We start from the raw sequence: 15,808 nt of genomic DNA on the forward strand, positions 1-15,808 counted from the left end.
TTAAGTGAATAAAATCAGGAATGCCGCATGAGTCTGCCTCCTAACTTGGGCCCGCGTAACGGAATTTTGTCGCTGACAATCAAAGACAAATCCGTGCTTTATGCCGCTTATATGCCCTTTATCAAAAATGGCGGCCTGTTTATTCCAACCAACAAGAGCTACAAGCTCGGCGATGAAGTGTTCATGCTGCTCAACCTGATGGATGAGCCGGAAAAAATCCCGGTCGCCGGCAAGGTGGTTTGGATCACGCCCAAAGGGGCGCAGGGCAACCGCGCCGCGGGTGTCGGTGTGCAGTTCAATGACGGCGACAACACCGCGCGTAACAAGATCGAAACCTACTTGGCCGGCGCGCTGACCTCGGATCGTCCGACGCACACCATGTAAATGTCTTCTTTGTCTTACGGTGCCTACTCTGTAGCACCGGCTCTCAAGTGACTGCCTCCTATGCTGGTTGATTCCCACTGTCACCTTGATCGTCTCGATCTGACCGCCTATGACGGTTCACTCGAAGCGGCCCTTGAGGCTGCCCGGGCGCGCGGCGTTGGCCATTTTCTTTGTATCGGTGTCAGTGCTGATAATGCATCTGCGGTCAAAGGCCTGGCTGAACGCTATGCCGACGTGGATTGCTCGGTTGGCGTGCACCCGCTGGATCTTCAGCCGGGTGCTGCGCCCGCGTTGGATTGGTTACTCGCTGAGTTGAACCATCCACGGGTAGTTGCCATTGGCGAAACCGGTCTCGATTACCACTACGAGCCTGAGTCCGCAGCGCTGCAGCAAGCCTCCTTTCGCTTACACTTAGACGCGGCGCGGATTACCGGTAAACCGGTAATCGTGCATACCCGCGAGGCGCGTGCCGACACCTTGGCGCTGCTGCGTGAGGCTGCGCTGGCGCAAGCGGGCGTGCTGCATTGCTTTACCGAAGACTGGGCGATGGCTAAGGCCGCACTGGATCTCGGTTTCTATATCTCGCTGTCTGGCATTGTGACCTTCCGTAATGCTGAGGCGCTGCGCGAGGTTGCTCGTCAGGTGCCAGTTGATCGTTTGCTGGTGGAAACCGATTCGCCGTATCTGGCGCCTATTCCGCACCGCGGTAAACCCAACCTACCCGAGTATGTCCGCGATGTGGCTGAGTACTTAGCGGTGCTGCGTGGGGTTAGCTTCGAGCAATTAGCTGAGCAGACCACCGCGAACTTTAAGCGCCTGTTTCCCTTGGCGCGCGTGAGCTGAACCGAACACAGCGCATCAATCTTGAGACGAAAAAAAACCCGGCCTCTGGGGGGGGGGCCGGGTTAAGACCATTAGGAGTAAATCAAGGCACGCGGTCCACGGTACCTTGCCTGGCGGGGTGCATGGGGGGTACGCCGCACACCAGTAAGTAACAGTATTGGTGAAGATTGCTGAATTTCCAGTTCATCTGCCGGCATTCTTAAACGCATTTGGAATACGCACCATGCTGCTGAGCGCTTAACCAGCACCTGACTGGCCGCAGTGGCTGTTATATCGTCAAACAATATGGGTTTTGATCGAGCCGTTGGCGATAGGCAAGAGTCAGTGTCGCCAGTGCATGGCTGATACGGTGCCAGTCATGAAGTTGCGCAAACACGTCATCAACTGCGCTGAAGGTCGGATGATCCGTGCAATTTGCCGTTAGTTAGGCATAATGCCTGCCTTCGTTTTTTCGACCCCGTAGTCCTTTTATGCATAAAGAACCCCGCAAAGTCCGTGAGTTTCGCCGCCGCGAACAGGAAATTCTCGACACAGCACTCAAGCTCTTCCTCGACCAAGGTGAAGACAGCGTGACTGTGGAAATGATTGCCGACACGGTTGGTATCGGCAAAGGCACCATCTACAAACATTTCAAATCCAAGGCGGAGATATACCTGCGCCTGATGCTCGACTATGAGCGCGATTTGAACGAGCTGCTGCATTCAGCTGATGTCGACCGTGACAAAGAAGCCTTGTCGCGCGCCTACTTTGAGTTCCGCATGCGCGATCCTCAGCGCTATCGGTTGTTCGACCGCCTGGAAGAGAAGGTGGTCAAGGGCAACCAAGTGCCGGAAATGGTCGAACAACTGCACAAAATCCGCGCCTCCAATTTTGAGCGCCTGACGCAGCTGATCAAAGGTCGAATTACTGAAGGCAAGCTTGAGGATGTGCCGCCATATTTCCATTATTGCGCCGCCTGGGCCTTGGTACACGGCGCTGTGGCGCTGTATCACTCGCCGTTTTGGAGCAACGTGCTGGAAGATCAGGAAGGGTTCTTCCAGTTCCTTATGGATATTGGCGTGCGCATGGGCAATAAACGCAAACGTGAGGGTGATACGCCGGTTAGCTGAGGTATTCATCCGGTAGATAACCAGCCGGCTGTGTGAGCGGTGACCCTATACTCGGCGCTTACTTTAGCTGGAGTCCTGCATGATCGTTGACCGCCAAGGCAGGCGTTTTCGCAATCTGCGTATCAGCCTAACCGCTGCCTGCAACTACGCCTGCACCTATTGTGTGCCTGACGGTAAGCGTCTTGTGGCCGCGCAAGATGAACTGTCGGCTGAGGCCATGCTGCGCGGCGTGGCTTATTTAATTGAAGCGGCCGGTATCGAACGGCTGCGTGTTACCGGTGGTGAGCCGCTGGTCAGCCCCAAGCTAGAAGCGTTTCTGCGCGGCGTTAGTCAGCTGGGCTTGGCTGACATCAGCTTGACCACAAATGCTCAGCTATTGACGCGTAAGTTACCGTTGCTACTGGAGTGCGGCATCCGCCGCCTGAACGTCTCCTTAGACACGCTGGACGCTGCGGCCTTTCGCTCCATTGCCCGTGGCGGTGATCTGCCTACCGTCCTTGAAGGCTTGCAGCAGGCTAAAGCGGCGGGGCTGAAGATCAAAGTCAACATGGTGCCCCTGCGTGGGCAAAACCTTGATCAGGTCATGCCGCTGCTCGACTATTGCTTGGTAAGTGGCTTTGAGCTGCGGTTTATCGAGCTGATGCGCATGGGCCATTTGGCACGTGACGGCAACACTTTCCAGCGCCAGTTTGTTGGCATGCCCGAATTGTTAGCGATGATTGCTGAGCGTTATGCCTACAGCCAAGCCACCGCGCCACTGGATGCCACGGCGCTGCGTTACGAAATCCCTGGGCTAGGTTTTTTCGGCGTGATTGCCAATGAAAGCGTACCGTTTTGCCGAACCTGTTCGCGGTTGCGTTTATCATCAACAGGCTGGCTGCACGGTTGTTTGTCATCGAGTAATCGGCACTATGTCGGCGATCTACTGGACAAACCGCGTCACCAAGCATTGCCGGCCCTGCAAGGTTTATTGGTCAAAGCTTTGGGTGATAAGCAGGATGTAGCGTTTTCGGGCGGCATCACCGTGATGAAGATTATTGGTGGCTGAGGCCAGCGTTTTTTTGAGTGAAGAGCATGCACGATTTCCCTATCAGCTATATCGAACCGGTATTCCGCCCACCGAGCGAAGCCCATTCGCTGATCTTGCCCGTCACAAACGGCTGCTCTTGGAACAACTGTACGTTTTGCGAAATGTATACCCAGGCGCAAAAGAAGTTCCGCGCACGTGATGAAGCACAGGTACTCGAAGAAATTCGCCTAACCGGTGAGCGAATGATTGTGCAGCGCGTATTTCTGGCGGACGGGGATGCATTAGTCCTGCCCACACGGCGCTTGCTGACCATCCTTGAGGCTATCCGTGAGCACATGCCCGATGTTTCGCGGGTGTCGAGCTATTGCTTACCGCGCAACCTGCGTAAGAAGACGGTAACAGAGCTCAAGGAGCTGGCCGACGCTGGGCTGCGTATGGCCTATGTGGGTTGCGAGTCGGGTGATGATGAGGTCCTGGCGCGGGTCAACAAGGGCGAGACTTATGCGTCTAGTTTGAGCGCTCTGGATAAGCTCGGCCAGGCGGGTATAACGCGTTCGGTGATGATTCTTAACGGCCTGGGCGGCACGTCATTGAGTGACCAACATGCTGATAATTCGGCGCGTCTCATGAATGAAACACAGCCTGAGTTTCTCTCGACCCTGGTGGTGAGCTTTCCTCAGGGCGTGGCGCGTTTTCGCCAGGGCTTTGCTGATTTTCAGGCGCTTAATCAACCGCAACTGTTTGTTGAGGTTGAGCGGCTTTTAAGTGGGTTAGAACTGCACGACACGGTGTTTCGTAGCGACCATGCCTCCAACTACTTGGTGCTCAAAGGCACCCTCGGGGCGGACAAGCAGCGCTTACTGGCGCAGGTGCAGCAAGCCATTAAACAGCCTCAGCAGGCACATTTGCGTCAGGAGTGGCAGCGTGGTCTTTGAGCGCCTAAAGAGGGGTTTATGCGACCTGCTGGCGTGAAATCTGCATTTAACTCCAGTCTGCCGGTTTTCCGTCACCGGCTGCGGGAGAACATGATGCGTGGTCTGTTGCTAATAGTGGGTGTGTTACTGCTCAGCGGCTGCATGAAGGCCAGTGATCTGGCCAATGAAGCGATTTATCAATTACGCGATGTCGGTGTGCTCGATCACAGCCAGACGCGCCGCGCCAGCCCTTGGCGTTTGCAGGCCGACTCATTTATCTACATCGCCCAAGGCCACTTTGTGCCGCCGGGTGGCGCTTATCCGCGGCCCAACGTGGTGGCTGAAGAAGCCTACAAAGGCTTTATCGAGTACTTCCCCATGGTTCGTCGCGCTAGGTCGCCGTTGGGGCTTGATGAGGCCCTTGAGCAGGCACGCGAGGCGGGTGCGCATTATTTGCTGTACAGCCGCTTCGCCTTCGCCGATGACCGTATCGGCACCGTGGAGGAGTGGGAAGACCAAGAAGCGCTGGACCGTTTAGGCACCGATCGCGGGGTCATTCAGTTGATGTTGCTTGAAACCAACACCCGCTATTTAGTCGATACTGCCCGTATTCGAAGCCGCGGAGGCTTCCTGACGCTTTATGATGCCAAACCAGACGATCTTATTGGTCCGGCATTGCAGGATTACGCTCGGCGTTTACTGGGCTTGGGGCATTAACCTATGACAGATACAAACAAAGTCGGCGACTTGCTGGCGCAAATTCCTAAAGGTGAAGGCAAAGGTTTACCACCGGTGCATTTGTGGAACCCGGATTTTTGCGGCGACATTGACATGCGCATCGCTCGCGACGGTACTTGGTACTACATGGGTACGCCGATTGGCCGTAAGCCGATGGTCAAGTTGTTTTCTAGCATTATTCGCCGCGATGGCGATAAGTATGTGCTGGTGACACCGGTTGAGATGGTCGGCATCCACGTTGATGATGCGCCCTTTGTCGCGGTCAGCCTAAGCGTGGACGGCGAGGGTGAGGCGCAAGTGCTGCGCTTCACGACCAACGTTGAGGATGAAGTCGCCGCCGGTGGTGAGCACCCGCTAAGGGTCGAGTTGGATGCGTTGACCGAAGAGCCTGCGCCTTATCTGCGTGTGCGAACTAATCTTGACGCGCTAATCCATCGCAACGTCTTCTATCAGTTAGTCGAGTTGGCGGTGACGCGAGAAATTGACGGCAAAGCATGGTTGGGTGTGTGGAGCGGTGGAGAATTTTTCCCGATTGGTCCGCAACCAGACTGATCTGATCCTCCCGTAGCGGTTTAATCCAGCTCAATAAAAAAGCTCCCGAGGGAGCTTTTTTGTGTTTTAAGCACTTGTTTCGGATCTCGCGAGCTAGAGCGATACAAGGCAAAAATGACCTAGGAGGCGGAGTTTACTGTTGTAAATGAGCATTCCGAGGCCATTTTTAGTACGGTATCGTTGACGCGAGGCCGATACCAAGCAGGTCTTACATGTTGGGGTAATTAGGCCCGCCTGTACCTTCAGGTGCTACCCAGTTGATGTTCTGGGAAGGGTCCTTAATGTCACAGGTTTTACAGTGCACGCAGTTTTGTGCATTGATCTGGAACTTCTTCTCGCCATCTTCCTTGGTGACGATTTCATAAACACCCGCCGGGCAATAACGCTGCGCGGGCTCGTCATACATGGGCAGGTTTTTGCTGATCGGAATGCTCGGGTCAGCCAGCTTCAAGTGACAGGGTTGTTCCTCTTCATGGTTGGTGTTGGAGAGGAATACCGAGCTGAGCTTGTCGAAGCTGAGCTTGCCATCGGGTTTCGGATAGCTGATTTTCGGCGCGTCGGCAGCCAGTTTCAGGCAGGCGTAATCAGGTTTGGTGTCGTGCAGGGTGAACGGGATCTTGCCACCGAAGATGTTCTGGTCGATGTAGTTGAACGCACCACCGCCCAGCACGCCGAACTTGTGAATCGCTGGGCCAAAATTACGGCTACGGAACAGTTCGTCGTAGAGCCAGCTGGCTTTGAAGGCGTCGACATAACCAGTCAGCTGGTCGCCACCGACTTTGCCTGCAAAGAGCGCATCCGCAACCGCATCGGCGGCCAGCATGCCGGATTTCATAGCAGTGTGGCTGCCCTTGATCTTGGCGAAGTTCAAGGTGCCAAGGTCGCAACCAATCAGCGCGCCGCCGTTGAAGACCATTTTCGGCAGCGAGTTCAAACCACCTTTGCAAATGGCGCGTGCACCGTAAGCAACGCGTTTACCGCCTTCAAGGTATTGGGCAATTACCGGATGATGCTTGTAGCGTTGGAACTCATCGAACGGCGACAGGTGCGGGTTGCTGTATGAAAGGTCGACAATAAAACCAACCACAACCTGGTTATTTTCCAGGTGATAGAGGAAGGAGCCCCCGGTGTTTTCGCTGCCGACGATATCCAGCGGCCAACCGGCAGTGTGGACCACCAAACCTTGCTCATGCTTGGCTGGATCGACGTCCCAAATTTCCTTAATGCCGATACCGTAATGCTGAGCATCAGCGTCGGAATCGAGGTCGAATTTTTTGATCAGTTGTTTGCCAATATGGCCACGGCAGCCTTCGGCAAACAGGGTGTATTTAGCACGCAACTCCATACCTGGCGTATAGTAACCCTCTTTAGGGTTGCCTTCACGGTCGACGCCAAGGTCGCCAGTGAGAATGCCGTAAACCGAACCATTTTCGTCGATCAGGGCTTCTTGGGCGGCGAAGCCTGGGTAGATTTCTACACCAAGATTTTCAGCTTGCTGCGCCAACCAGCGGCAAAAATTAGCCAAAGAGATGATGAAGTTGCCATGGTTGTGCATGGTCTTGGGCACAAACAGATCAGGGATCTTGCTGGCCTTTTCTGCGTTCTTGAGAACGTAGATGTCGTCGCGCTTAACCGGCGTGTTCAGCGGTGCGCCGAGCTCTTTCCAGTCTGGGAACAGTTCATTCAATGCGCGCGGCTCGAATACCGCACCGGAAAGAATGTGTGCGCCGACTTCGGAGCCTTTTTCGACCACGCAGACGCTGATTTCTTTACCGGCTTCGGCGGCTTTCTGCTTCAGTCGGCAGGCGGCGGACAAACCAGCAGGGCCGGCGCCGACGATGACGACGTCGAATTCCATAAATTCGCGTTCCACAGGCTATCTCCTACTCAGGCTCTCTAATTTTATTTGGCGATCAAGCTCGTTCCTTGAGCGACGCTGGATCATTATATCTGCCCGCTTGCAACGGGCCAATACAAACGTTTGTTTGAATTTCCTGTAGGGTTGTTAGAATCCTACTACATCGGTGACGATTGGCCACTGGGTCGTATTGACCAGCCTAGGTCCTACCGTCAATATACGAGCGTTTTATGTCTGCCATTACTGGCTGACCTCCGGTCCCGGCCGGCTTGCAGTTCCCGCCATGTTCGCTTCTGGCGACATTCTTATTCACCGGAGAGTAACGAGGAATCCATGAAGGTTCTTGTAGCTGTCAAACGAGTGGTCGACTACAACGTTAAAGTACGTGTCAAAGCGGACAATAGCGGCGTTGATCTTGCCAACGTCAAGATGTCGATGAATCCCTTCTGCGAAATCGCCGTGGAAGAAGCTGTACGCCTGAAAGAAAAAGGCGTGGCGAGCGAAATTATTGTTGTCACCATCGGTCCGACTACTGCTCAAGAGCAGCTGCGCACCGCACTGGCACTGGGCGCTGATCGTGCCATCCTGGTTGAGTCGGCGGATGAGCTGAACTCCTTGGCCGTTGCCAAGTTGTTGAAAGCTGTTGTCGATAAAGAGCAGCCACAGTTGGTGATTTTGGGCAAACAGTCCATCGACAGCGACAACAATCAAACCGGCCAAATGCTCGGTGCGTTGACTGGTTTTGCTCAGGGTACATTCGCCTCTAAGGTTGAAGTGGCCGGCGACAAGGTTCACGTAACCCGTGAAATCGACGGCGGTCTGCAGACTGTTGCGTTGAGCTTGCCGGCGATTGTGACCACCGACCTGCGCCTCAATGAGCCGCGCTATGCGTCGTTGCCGAACATCATGAAAGCTAAGAAAAAGCCCCTGGAAACAGTCACTCCGGCTGACCTAGGCGTTTCTACCGCATCCACCGTCAAGACCATTAAAGTCGAGGCGCCTGCTACACGCAGCGCCGGCATCAAGGTCAAGTCAGTGGCTGAACTGGTTGAGAAATTGAAGAACGAGGCGAAGGTAATCTAAATGACTATCCTGGTTATCGCTGAACACACCAATGCCACCCTAGCTCCGGCCACACTTAACACTGTGGCGGCTGCTGTAAAAATCGGTGGTGACATCCATGTTCTGGTTGCAGGTGCTGCGTGCGCTGCTGCCGCCGAAGCCGCTGGCAAAATCGCTGGCGTAGCCAAAGTACTGGTCGCTGACAATGCCGCTTTCGCGCACCAGTTGCCGGAAAACATTGCACCGCTGGTAGCGGAATTGGGCAAGGCTTACAGTCACATTCTGGCTGCTGCCACCAGCAACGGTAAAAACGTCCTGCCGCGCGTTGCTGCTGCGCTGGATGTGGATCAGATCTCGGAAATAATCGCAGTAGATAGCGCTGATACCTTCAAGCGTCCTATCTATGCGGGCAACGCCATCGCCACTGTGCAGTCGTCTGCTGCTGTAAAAGTTATCACCGTACGCGCCACGGGTTTTGATCCGGTTGCTGCCGAAGGTGGCAGTGCTGCTATTGAAGCCGTTGCTGTTGGCGGTGATGCGGGTATATCGGCGTTCGTCGGCGAAGAGCTGGCCAAGTCTGACCGTCCAGAGTTGACTGCTGCCAAGATCGTCGTTTCCGGCGGCCGTGGCATGCAGAACGGTGAAAACTTCAAGCACCTGTACACCCTGGCCGACAAACTTGGTGCTGCTGTTGGTGCATCGCGCGCCGCCGTTGACGCAGGCTTTGTTCCGAACGATATGCAGGTCGGTCAGACCGGTAAGATCGTCGCTCCACAGCTGTATATCGCCGTTGGTATTTCCGGCGCGATTCAGCACTTGGCCGGCATGAAAGACTCCAAAGTGATCGTCGCGATCAACAAGGATGAAGAAGCGCCGATCTTCCAGGTGGCTGATTACGGCCTTGTGGCTGACCTGTTCGAAGCTGTGCCTGAGCTGGAAAAACTGGTTTAAGCCAGTTTTCTAGCCCAAAAAACCCGCTCAGTGAGCGGGTTTTTTTATCTCTATCGGTTTTGCGTGTTCTGCACGGTTAGCAGAAAGGTTCGATAATGCTGGGCGGTTAACTCAGGGCGCTCAATCATTGGTGCATGGCCAGTTTCTGGCAGGATGACTGCGCTTGAATGACGCAGCAGCGGTTGCATGACGGCAACACTGGAAACATCCAATACCCTGTCTTCTGCGCCCCAGATGATCAATGTCGGCGCCAGGATTTTTGCTAACTGCGGCTCCAGCGGGATATATCGCTCAGTCAAATGGGCAAAGACCGTATCGTAGTGCGCACTGTTGCTGATGGCCTGCTCGGCAAAATAGCGTTTGAGTGATGGCGGCAGGTAGGGCGGCTGCACGAAGACAAATTCCAATAACCGTTGAAAGTCGTCAGGGCTTCTGACCACCAGCGGGTTAGGTTCGCTGCGTTGCAAGCGTTGGCGTAACTCGCTGGGTTGCGGTGAGCTGATGCCGGCGTTGTCGAGCAGCGCCAAGGAACGTATATTTTGCGGATAGCGCGCAGCATACAGCGCACTGATATGGCCGCCCATTGAGTTGCCGATCAAATGCGGCTGGGTAAGCCCCAGCGCATCAATCACGTCGGCCAAGCGCTCGGTCTGAGTGCCAATGTCATAGCTGCCCAAGGGTTTACTGCTGGCACCAAAGCCCGGGAGGTCGAGGGCTATAACTCGATAGTCTTGGCTTAGATAGCGGGCTAAGCGCAGCCAGTTATCTTTATTGGCAGCAAAGCCGTGCACCATCAGAATGGTTGCTGCGTTACTCGGTCCGCCCTCGTAATAATGAATGTTAAGATCGCCCACCCCGATCTGCTTGAGCGTAAGGCCGGCGCGTTGTCGCTCAACCAGCTGTATGCCTGCCAATAAGGTTGCGGGTGAGAGATAGAGCAGGGCAGCGCTACCAACAAGCAGAAAGATCAAGCCAGCAATTAGTTTTTTCATTATCGTGCTCAATCGTGAATTTCTGTGCGTGCGTTATAAGCTAGCATGATGCATGTACGTTTTGATCTGCATGCGCAGACGCCCATCTAAGGTTAAGTCGAGAAGTTGCCAATGCGTGAGCGTGGTCTGTATAAGTCGGTTTTGCTGCTGTTCGGCTTCTTGCTGATGCCGGCTGTAACCTATGCCGCCGGCAAGTGCGAACGTTTGGTGGCGACCGGTAACCCGGAATACCCGCCGTACCTCTGGCGTGACCCAAAAAATCCGCAGCAGCTAATCGGTGCTAATGCCGATTTACTCCAGCACCTGGCCAAGGAGTTGGGTGTGGTTGTGGATATCATCTACACCGGGCCTTGGTCTCGCGCCCAAGATGAAGTCAGAACGGGTCGTGTTGACCTGATAGCGGGTGCATTCCTCACCATGCCACGCTTGGGCGTTATGGATTACGTGCATCCGGCGTTTTACTACACGCCAAGTGTGGTGTGGGTGCATCGCGGTTCAGAGTTTCCCTATGCGGGTTGGGAAGACCTGCGTAATCGTACCGGCGATACGTTGGTCAACAACAGTTTTGGTCAGCAGTTTGATGCCTATGCCAAGAGCAACCTGACCTTGGAGGGCGTTTCCAGTTTGACCCAAGCGTTCCAAAAGCTCTTGTTGGGGCGAACGGATTACGTCCTTTACGAGCGTTATCCAGGACAGGCACTGGCCGATAGCCTTGGTATGCAGGACGATCTGTTGGTGCTCGATCCGCCAGTTTCCAGTGAAGGCCTGTACCTGACGTTGTCACATAATTCGGTCTGCAACGATGCGTGGCTGCGTGGCATGTTGGCTAAGAAGATGACTGAGGCAGTGGCCAGTGGCTTGCCGGATGTCTTGCGCGAGCGCAACTTGCAGCGCTGGAAAGATCAACAGCTCACAGCCTCCGGTGACGCTGAACAGTAGGGAATTTCTGTGATTTATCGACTTATCTGTGCGGCATTGCTGCCGCTCATGCTCATGCTCAGCGCCTGTGCCTCTGACCCCGCGCCTACTGAGCAGCTGCGCTTATCTGAGCAAGCGCTCAGCCAGGCCAAGGCGCTGGGTATTTCCACCGAGCAATCGCCTTCGCTGCGGCTGGCTGAGGAAAAGCTCGCCCTGGCGCAAGCGGCTATGCAGGACCAAGACTACAAGCAGGCACGCGTTCTTGCCGAGCAGGCAGAACTGGATGCGCGCTTGGCCGAAGCGGAGCATTTGACCGAGAAGAGTCGCCAACAATTGGTCGAGTTAAGCAACGCCATCAATCGTTTGCGTAAACAACTGGGGAGTGTGCAATGAAGCGCTCATATCTCAGCCTCTGCGGTATTTGCAGTGCAGTGCTGTTGACCGGTTGCGCCTCATCGCACACATCCAGTGACCAAGCGCTGGAGGGTGCTCACACGGCCTTTCAACACGTTAAGGACGATACTGATGTGCTGCGCAGCGCGCCCAAGGACCTTATTCGCGCTGGAGAGTCGCTGGCTAAAGCCGATCGCCTTTCCAGCTACTGGGGCAGCACCGACGATGTGGCGCACTACGCCTATCTCAGCCAGCAGTTCAGTTCGATTGCCGGGCAGAAGAGCGCGCTGAACCTCAATCAGGAGCGCGCGGTTAAGCTTGAGTTGGAGCGTCAGCGGCTGCAGTTGGTTTTGCGTGAAGCTAAACTGCTCAGTGTGCAAGACCAAAGCAGCTGGCTTGAGGAACAGATAGCGAGCCTAGCCACCAGCCAAAGTGAGCGTGGCCTGGTCATGACCTTGGGCGATGTGCTGTTTGATGCGGGCCACAGTGAACTGAACGTTTCAGCCAATCGTAGCGTCTTGAAAATGGTGCAGTTCCTGCAGCTTAATCCGCGGCGCACTGTGCGTATCGAGGGCTATACCGATAGCCGCGGTGATGCACAGGAAAACCTCGAGCTGTCGCGCTCGCGGGCGCAAGCAGTTGCAGATGTACTGGGCGATTTGGGCATTAGTAGCGCGCGCATCGAGGTGCAGGGTCACGGCGAAAGCTTCCCGGTGACTGAGAATGCCTCAGCCAAAGGCCGGGCGCAGAATCGCCGGGTGGAGGTTGTATTCTCTGATGAGCAAGGTCGCTTAGGCTCGTCGCGCTAGCGCTGCTGCCAGTCAAATAAAACCCCGGCTCCCCGGGGTTTTTTATACCTTTTTAAAACTAGAGACAATTGAGCCAATCACCGACTGAACCGTTACAGTTCTGGCCATCAAGCACTGTATCGGCCACAATTCAGTGAGCTGTACCGGTGCAATTTTGAATGACCGGTTTACTGTTACGGCTCAGTCAAGCAGGAACGTGGTTATGACCAATCTGTTGCTTTATCAGCGCATTGCCCAGCAACTGGCGGAAGACATTCGCCGCGGCGTTTACCAGCCCGGTGAGCGTGTGCCTTCGGTGCGCAAGATGAGTGCGCAACTGAGTGTCAGCCACGCCACTGTGTTGCAGGCCTACGCCAACCTTGAAGATCAGGGCTTGATCCGCGCCCGGCCGCAATCTGGTTTCTATGTGCACCAGACGCCTGCTTTAACTGCGCCGACCCCGGATATTGCGCGGGTAGAACGGCCTGGGTTGGTCACCCGCAGCAGCATTATCAACCAAGTGCTTACCGAGTCGCGCCGCGAGGGTGTGTTCCCCTTAGGCGCTGCAGTGCCACATGTGGATTACCTGCCAGTGCGCGCGTTGCACCAACAACTGGCTAAAGTCACTCGCTTTCACAGTGCCAGAGCCTTTAGCTATATGTTCAGCCCAGGTTTTGAGCCGCTGCGTCGCCAAGTGGCGATCCGCATGCGTGACGCCGGTGTGGTGGTTGACCCAACTGAGGTGGTGATCACCCACGGCTGCGTGGATGCCCTGCAGATGAGCCTGCGGGTGCTGACCAAGCCGGGTGATCTGATCGCCACCGAGTCACCGACCTATTACGGCCTGCTGCAATTGGCTGATTTGCTGGGCCTGAAAGTCATCGAGATTCCCAGTGACCCCACCACGGGTATTAGCCTTGAAGCTCTGCAGTTAGCGGCTAACCAATGGCCGATCAAAGCACTGGTGCTGACGGCACGTTTGAGCAATCCGTTGGGCGGCACCATTCCTGAGCAACGTCAGCGTCAATTGCTGCGCTTGGCCGGTGATTACGATATTCAGATCATTGAAGACGACATCTACGGCGAATTGATGTTCGAGCAGGGCCCGACCAAAGCGCTGAAGTCGCATGATCGGGAAGGACGAGTGCTGTACTGCTCAAGCTTTTCGAAAACTCTCTCGCCGGGCGTGCGTATCGGCTGGATTATCGCGGGTAAATACCAAGACGAAATCCAGCGCCTGCAAACCTTCAGCACCCATTCTGCCTGCAGTGTGACGCAGATGGCGGTGGCCGCTTATTTGGAGAACGGCGGCTATGACCGCCACCTGCGCTTTATCCGTCAGGAATACCGCAAAAACCTCAATGCGTTCCAGCTGGCGGTGCAGCAGTATTTTCCCGAGGGTACGCAAATGACGCGGCCTAAAGGCGGCTTTATTCTCTGGGTCAGCTTGCCGGCTCGGGTCAATACCAAGGACCTGCACGTGCGTGCCTTGCAGCAGAGCATCAGCATTGCGCCAGGCTTAATCTTCAGCAACACCGAGCAGTTTAACCACTGCATTCGTCTGAACTGCGGCATCCCGTGGAACCGCGAAGCAGAGCGTGCGTTGATGACCTTAGGCATGCTGGCTGGGCAGCTGTGCCAGGACGGGGTGGCGAGCTTTTAGCCGCTGCTCGACCCGAGTAAGGGATACGCTGCGTCTGTAACTGAGCGAGTGTCTGATTCGACAACTGAACAGCAGTGACGCCTTGGTGATAGCTGTTTGTGCCTCAATGCGCTGGCACAGTTACTTGCGGTGCTGATTGCTGGCTTGCCACAGGCGTTGGGTTGGGGCCAGCATAGCGGCTTGTCTGTCAGCCTTTGTATGTGCCATGCCCGTCATCAGAAGCTTCGTGTTGTTGTTCACTTTGTTGTCCTTGGTCGCCTGTGAACAATCGGCTCATCCACCAACGCCGCCTAAAGCGCCAGTCGATCAGGCACAGAGCGTTACGCCACCCGCCGAACGCACATCCTCGGCGGTTATTCGGCATGCAGCTAAGCCTGCGTCAAGTCCTGAAGTAAATTCGCGTGAGCAACCGCGCAGCAAACCAGCCGAGCCTGTCGTTGAGCACACCAAGCCAAAAGCGGCGGTAAAGGTGCGCCCGCCAGAGGTGTTTGAACCCAAAGCACCGATCGATTTGAGCCTGCGTCTTGAGGTGTTTGACCCATTACAGCCGTTACAGCCGTTACAGCCGCTCAACGATCTTTCCACACCGCTTTTGCCGCCACTCTTTGCTGAAAAAGTCGACGAGCAAGACGGCTTCCAGCTCAATGGCAAGTTGATCACCAATGACAACGGCGATGATTACTGGCAATCGGTAGAAGGTGCGCAGTTGCAGTTTGAGTTCAAGCAATAGCCAGCAGCTGTAATTATTCAGCGTGCCAGCCGTTGCACTTTTGTGTGTGGACGGTTAATCCACGAACAAGTCCGGAATTAACGTGCCGCCCTGAGGATCAAAGCGGTAATGCTCGAACTCGCTGGCGCCGTGCTCGCGCAAAATGTCTTCATCAATCAATAAGCGCCCCGTGATGCTGCGCCCGCTGCTGCTGAGAATAGCGTGGGCGGCGTCGGCCATGATGGCTGGGGTACGAGCGCGTTTGAAGGCGTCGCGGCTGCCCAGTTCAAACTCGATGGCGGCGGTGGCGATCATAGTTTTCGGCCACAGGGAGTTCACACTGACGCCGTACTTCTTAAACTCTTCGCTCATGCCCACGGTGAGCATGCTCATGCCGTATTTGGTCACGGTGTAGGGGCCATGCTGGGCAAACCACTTGCTGTCCATGTTCAGCGGTGGCGACAGGTTGAGGATATGCCCTGCGGCACTTTGTTTAAGGAATGGAAGCGCGGCCTGGCTGCAGACCATCACCGCGCGGGTGTTGATTTGGAACATCAAGTCGAAGCGCTTGGGTTCGAGCTTCTCCACCCCCACCAGTTTGATGGCGCCGGCGTTATTGATCAGCACATCAATGCCGCCAAAGTGCTCGGCGGCTTTGGCCATCGCCGCGTTTACGGCCACCTCGTCACGCACATCCAGCTGCAAGGCAAGGGCTTTGCCGCCAGCGGCTTCGACCTCAGCCGCCACTGAGTGGATGGTGCCCGGTAACTTGGAATGGGGCTCAGCGCTCTTGGCCGCGATGACGATATTGGCGCCGTCGGCCGCCGCTTTGAGAGCGATTTCGCGGCCGATGCCCCGGCTGGCGCCAGTGATAAACAGGGTTTTACCGTGCAAAGACATGGGC

17 protein-coding genes are annotated in these 15,808 nt (G+C 55.4%); 14 read left to right on the forward strand and 3 right to left on the reverse strand.

Translation table 11 applies throughout. The features are described from left to right. Nucleotides 1–27: 27 nt before the first annotated feature. The 7 genes from WF513_RS06620 (at nt 28) to WF513_RS06650 (ending at nt 5,570) form a co-directional block, all read left to right on the forward strand. Nucleotides 28–384: a PilZ domain-containing protein gene (locus WF513_RS06620; RefSeq protein WP_090238100.1), complete on the forward strand. Its 357-nt coding sequence runs from the start codon at nt 28–30 to the stop codon at nt 382–384. A gap of 60 nt (nt 385–444) precedes the next feature. Further along, the gene (locus tag WF513_RS06625) at nt 445–1,227 is read left to right on the forward strand and encodes a TatD family hydrolase (protein WP_339082603.1); all 783 of its coding nucleotides are present in this window, start codon (nt 445–447) and stop codon (nt 1,225–1,227) included. Nucleotides 1,228–1,697: 470 nt separating this feature from the next. After that, entirely contained in the window at nt 1,698–2,336 is a 639-nt protein-coding gene (locus WF513_RS06630) for a TetR/AcrR family transcriptional regulator (RefSeq protein WP_339082605.1), read from the forward strand. Nucleotides 2,337–2,415: 79 nt separating this feature from the next. After that, nucleotides 2,416–3,384, forward strand: coding sequence for a radical SAM protein (locus WF513_RS06635; protein WP_339082607.1), 969 nt, complete (start codon nt 2,416–2,418; stop codon nt 3,382–3,384). 26 nt (nt 3,385–3,410) lie between these two features. Then, complete coding sequence (locus tag WF513_RS06640) at nt 3,411–4,301, forward strand: radical SAM protein (protein WP_339082609.1); 891 nt, start codon at nt 3,411–3,413, stop codon at nt 4,299–4,301. A gap of 93 nt (nt 4,302–4,394) precedes the next feature. Then, entirely contained in the window at nt 4,395–4,997 is a 603-nt protein-coding gene (locus WF513_RS06645; RefSeq protein ID WP_339082611.1) for a DUF4823 domain-containing protein, read from the forward strand. A gap of 3 nt (nt 4,998–5,000) precedes the next feature. Then, entirely contained in the window at nt 5,001–5,570 is a 570-nt protein-coding gene (locus WF513_RS06650; protein WP_339082613.1) for a DUF1285 domain-containing protein, read from the forward strand. A gap of 208 nt (nt 5,571–5,778) precedes the next feature. On the opposite strand, the gene WF513_RS06655 is transcribed toward WF513_RS06650, so the two are convergent. Continuing rightward, nucleotides 5,779–7,443 carry an electron transfer flavoprotein-ubiquinone oxidoreductase gene (locus tag WF513_RS06655; RefSeq protein WP_339082615.1) on the reverse strand — a complete coding sequence of 555 codons (1,665 nt, stop codon included), beginning with the start codon at nt 7,441–7,443 and terminating at the stop codon, nt 5,779–5,781. Nucleotides 7,444–7,761: 318 nt separating this feature from the next. On the opposite strand from WF513_RS06655, the gene WF513_RS06660 reads away from it, so the two are divergent. Both WF513_RS06660 and WF513_RS06665 read left to right on the forward strand, forming a co-directional pair. Then, a complete protein-coding gene (locus WF513_RS06660) occupies nt 7,762–8,511 on the forward strand; it encodes an electron transfer flavoprotein subunit beta/FixA family protein (protein ID WP_339082617.1) in 750 nt (249 codons plus the stop codon). Next, nucleotides 8,512–9,441 (forward strand): FAD-binding protein, encoded by a 930-nt coding sequence (locus tag WF513_RS06665; protein ID WP_339082619.1) that lies wholly within the window; start codon nt 8,512–8,514, stop codon nt 9,439–9,441. 50 nt (nt 9,442–9,491) lie between these two features. On the opposite strand, the gene WF513_RS06670 is transcribed toward WF513_RS06665, so the two are convergent. After that, on the reverse strand, nt 9,492–10,433 hold the full coding sequence (locus tag WF513_RS06670; RefSeq protein ID WP_339082621.1) for an alpha/beta hydrolase: 942 nt from the start codon (nt 10,431–10,433) through the stop codon (nt 9,492–9,494). A 111-nt stretch (nt 10,434–10,544) separates the two neighbouring features. Between WF513_RS06670 and WF513_RS06675 the strand changes: the two genes are divergently transcribed. The 5 genes from WF513_RS06675 to WF513_RS06695 all read left to right on the forward strand — a co-directional run bounded on the left by WF513_RS06675 (nt 10,545) and on the right by WF513_RS06695 (nt 14,925). Then, nucleotides 10,545–11,372 (forward strand): transporter substrate-binding domain-containing protein, encoded by an 828-nt coding sequence (locus tag WF513_RS06675; RefSeq protein ID WP_339082623.1) that lies wholly within the window; start codon nt 10,545–10,547, stop codon nt 11,370–11,372. A 48-nt stretch (nt 11,373–11,420) separates the two neighbouring features. Next, nucleotides 11,421–11,744, forward strand: a complete 324-nt coding sequence (locus WF513_RS06680; RefSeq protein WP_339083454.1) for a DUF4398 domain-containing protein — start codon at nt 11,421–11,423, stop codon at nt 11,742–11,744. Beyond that, the gene (locus WF513_RS06685; protein WP_339082625.1) at nt 11,741–12,553 is read left to right on the forward strand and encodes an OmpA family protein; all 813 of its coding nucleotides are present in this window, start codon (nt 11,741–11,743) and stop codon (nt 12,551–12,553) included. The genes WF513_RS06680 and WF513_RS06685 overlap by 4 nt, the downstream gene beginning before the upstream one ends. A gap of 202 nt (nt 12,554–12,755) precedes the next feature. Then, a complete protein-coding gene (locus WF513_RS06690) occupies nt 12,756–14,195 on the forward strand; it encodes a PLP-dependent aminotransferase family protein (RefSeq protein WP_339082627.1) in 1,440 nt (479 codons plus the stop codon). 205 nt (nt 14,196–14,400) lie between these two features. Next, nucleotides 14,401–14,925, forward strand: coding sequence for a hypothetical protein (locus WF513_RS06695; protein ID WP_339082629.1), 525 nt, complete (start codon nt 14,401–14,403; stop codon nt 14,923–14,925). A 54-nt stretch (nt 14,926–14,979) separates the two neighbouring features. Here the strand turns inward: WF513_RS06695 and WF513_RS06700 are convergent, their stop codons facing one another. Next, nucleotides 14,980–15,804: an NAD(P)-dependent oxidoreductase gene (locus WF513_RS06700; protein ID WP_339082631.1), complete on the reverse strand. Its 825-nt coding sequence runs from the start codon at nt 15,802–15,804 to the stop codon at nt 14,980–14,982. Between the last annotated feature and the right edge of the window lie 4 nt (nt 15,805–15,808).

The organism is Pseudomonas sp. TMP9, from assembly GCF_037943105.1.
Taxonomy (GTDB): Bacteria; Pseudomonadota; Gammaproteobacteria; order Pseudomonadales; family Pseudomonadaceae; genus Aquipseudomonas.

Coding starts and splice junctions, on each gene's coding strand:
- WF513_RS06700 (WP_339082631.1), bottom strand. CDS start 15,804: ATGTCTTTGCACGGTAAAACCCTGTTTATCACTGGCGCCAGCCGGGGC.
- WF513_RS06620 (WP_090238100.1), top strand. CDS start 28: ATGAGTCTGCCTCCTAACTTGGGCCCGCGTAACGGAATTTTGTCGCTG.
- WF513_RS06685 (WP_339082625.1), top strand. CDS start 11,741: ATGAAGCGCTCATATCTCAGCCTCTGCGGTATTTGCAGTGCAGTGCTG.
- WF513_RS06680 (WP_339083454.1), top strand. CDS start 11,421: ATGCTCATGCTCAGCGCCTGTGCCTCTGACCCCGCGCCTACTGAGCAG.
- WF513_RS06630 (WP_339082605.1), top strand. CDS start 1,698: ATGCATAAAGAACCCCGCAAAGTCCGTGAGTTTCGCCGCCGCGAACAG.
- WF513_RS06670 (WP_339082621.1), bottom strand. CDS start 10,433: ATGAAAAAACTAATTGCTGGCTTGATCTTTCTGCTTGTTGGTAGCGCT.
- WF513_RS06645 (WP_339082611.1), top strand. CDS start 4,395: ATGCGTGGTCTGTTGCTAATAGTGGGTGTGTTACTGCTCAGCGGCTGC.
- WF513_RS06640 (WP_339082609.1), top strand. CDS start 3,411: ATGCACGATTTCCCTATCAGCTATATCGAACCGGTATTCCGCCCACCG.
- WF513_RS06695 (WP_339082629.1), top strand. CDS start 14,401: ATGCCCGTCATCAGAAGCTTCGTGTTGTTGTTCACTTTGTTGTCCTTG.
- WF513_RS06660 (WP_339082617.1), top strand. CDS start 7,762: ATGAAGGTTCTTGTAGCTGTCAAACGAGTGGTCGACTACAACGTTAAA.
- WF513_RS06635 (WP_339082607.1), top strand. CDS start 2,416: ATGATCGTTGACCGCCAAGGCAGGCGTTTTCGCAATCTGCGTATCAGC.
- WF513_RS06665 (WP_339082619.1), top strand. CDS start 8,512: ATGACTATCCTGGTTATCGCTGAACACACCAATGCCACCCTAGCTCCG.
- WF513_RS06625 (WP_339082603.1), top strand. CDS start 445: ATGCTGGTTGATTCCCACTGTCACCTTGATCGTCTCGATCTGACCGCC.
- WF513_RS06650 (WP_339082613.1), top strand. CDS start 5,001: ATGACAGATACAAACAAAGTCGGCGACTTGCTGGCGCAAATTCCTAAA.
- WF513_RS06690 (WP_339082627.1), top strand. CDS start 12,756: ATGACCAATCTGTTGCTTTATCAGCGCATTGCCCAGCAACTGGCGGAA.
- WF513_RS06675 (WP_339082623.1), top strand. CDS start 10,545: ATGCGTGAGCGTGGTCTGTATAAGTCGGTTTTGCTGCTGTTCGGCTTC.